Here is a 1,821-nt window from a genome sequence, read left to right on the forward strand (position 1 = left end):
TAGTAAGTCGTTGAGGAACAGCTTTCCTTTCTCGGTGATCTGCCAGTGCGTCTCCGTTTCACTCAAATAGCCCATCTCTAACGCCCAATCAATGGTGTCTTGAATGGTACTGAGCGGTAAGCCCGTGGTATCCACATAATCTTGCTTCGGACACGCTTCCATCAAGCGGAAGCGGTTCATGAAGAACTCAAATGGGCGGTCTTCATCGGCAACGAGCTGCTCGGTATGCAAATACGGTTTTACCATGTTTTGATAAGCTGCCAAGTAGCCACGAGGATGCTTCACTTTCGTGGTACGAATGATGCGGCCATCAGCGAAACTCAATTTGCCATGCGAGCCACAGCCGATGCCAAGGTAGTCGCCAAAGCGCCAGTAATTCAGGTTGTGCTGACACTGATAACTCGGTTTGCTGTAGCCAGAGATTTCGTACTGAACGTACCCTGCTGCTGCTAGCTTTTCATGCCCTTGTTCGAAGATGTCCCACAAGTCATCGTCATCTGGTAGTGTCGGTGGCTTGTAGTAGAACATGGTGTTTGGTTCGATGGTGAGCTGATACCAAGACAGGTGCGGCGGTGCGAGCTCAATCGCTTTGTCCAAATCGGCTAGCGCTTGTTCGATGCTTTGATCGGGTAAGCCGTGCATTAAGTCGAGGTTAAAGCTGTTCAAACCAATTTGATGGGCAAGTTTCGCTGCATTAACGGCTTCGTCTTGACCATGAATTCGTCCTAGACGCTCCAACTTCTCCTGCTCAAAGCTTTGAACTCCGATGGAAATTCGCGTGACGCCCGCTTTACGATAACCCACGAAACGCTCTGCTTCGATGGTGCCAGGGTTTGCTTCCATAGTGATTTCAATGTCTGGCTTGAATGGAATTCGCGCTTCGATGCCTTTTAGCAAACGCTCAATGCCTTCTGGAGAAATCAAACTTGGCGTACCTCCGCCAATGAAGATGGAATGCAGCGGACGCGGTGCGTCATTTAAGCGGTACTTATCAATATCGGTATCCAGATCTTCTAGAAGGGCACTGATGTACTCTTCTTCTGGGATCTCCGCTTTAAGCGCATGGGAGTTAAAGTCGCAATAAGGGCACTTTTGTACACACCATGGGATGTGTACATACAAGCTGAGTGCTGGGGGCGTTAACATGGACAAGTTCACTCGATCTTACTGTGCGGTTTGCGCTGATAACTGAGCAAACAGTGACTTCAGTGCTTTGCCGCGGTGAGACAACTGCTTTTTACGTTCCGGATCTAGCTCTGCTGACGCACAGTTATCTTCTGGTACGAAGAAGATAGGGTCGTAACCAAAGCCATTTTCGCCATGTGCTTCAGTCAGAATGCGACCTTCCCATTTGCCATGACAAACGATAGGTGTTGGATCGTTTTCGTGACGCATCAATACCAATACGCAGTGAAAACGCGCGGTACGCTCTGCTTCTGGCACGCCTTCCATTGCGGCTAGCAATTTCTCTAAGTTCTCTTGGTCAGAGGCTTTTTCGCCTGCGTAACGTGCTGAGTAGATACCCGGTGCACCTTTTAGGAAGTCGACTTCCAGACCAGAATCATCTGCAATCGCTGGTAAGCCAGTTTCTTGCGCGGCATGGCGAGCTTTAATGATTGCGTTCTCAATGAACGTGGTGCCCGTTTCAGCAACTTCTGATACGTTGAATTCACTTTGCGCTAATACTTCAAAACCGAAGTCAGACAGTAGATCTGCCATCTCGCGAACTTTGCCTTGGTTGCCTGTTGCTAGCACAATTTTTTTCATGGGAATCTCTTTTAATAGTGATAGAGGAGAACAAATCGTTCTCCTCTAGATATT

General features: G+C 48.5%; 2 protein-coding genes. Both read right to left on the minus strand.

What is annotated here, in order from left to right:
- On the minus strand, positions 1–1,146 hold a 1,146-nt coding region (hemW, locus tag R7R24_RS24335), incomplete at its 3' end, for a radical SAM family heme chaperone HemW (RefSeq protein WP_411978824.1).
- A gap of 18 nt (positions 1,147–1,164) precedes the next feature.
- On the minus strand, positions 1,165–1,767 hold the full coding sequence (locus tag R7R24_RS24340) for an XTP/dITP diphosphatase (RefSeq protein ID WP_318119671.1): 603 nt from the start codon (positions 1,765–1,767) through the stop codon (positions 1,165–1,167).
- Between the last annotated feature and the right edge of the window lie 54 nt (positions 1,768–1,821).

The sequence above is a fragment of the Vibrio sp. 704 genome (assembly GCF_033339295.1).